Origin of the sequence: Streptomyces sp. SID11385, assembly GCF_010548245.1 — a bacterium.
Lineage (GTDB): Bacteria > Actinomycetota > Actinomycetes > Streptomycetales > Streptomycetaceae > Streptomyces.
Genome location: NZ_JAAGLR010000813.1, coordinates 1 through 219, shown reverse-complemented (window position 1 = coordinate 219; position 219 = coordinate 1). Strand labels below are relative to the sequence as shown.

The 219-nt window shown below is 77.2% G+C and carries 1 protein-coding gene; it reads right to left on the bottom strand.

Annotated features, from left to right (window positions below; genetic code table 11):
- On the bottom strand, window positions 1-219 hold a 219-nt coding region (locus tag G3I42_RS24650; protein WP_164289397.1), incomplete at both ends, for a hypothetical protein.

Here is a 219-nt window from a genome sequence, read left to right as displayed (position 1 = left end):
GGCGAGGGCGAGCAGGGCGGGGACCGCGTCCTCCTCGTCCGCGCGCGCGTCGGCGAGCGCTTCGAGCATCCCGACGCCGCTCTGGAGCAGCGAGCTGTCCGCGCTGATCCGGAACTGGCTCTCCAGGACGCCGACGCGCTCCAGGGTGAGCCGCAGGGCCTGCGCGGGATCGAGGCCGGGAGCGGCGCAGGCGGCGGCGTACTCGCGTTCGGCGGCGCG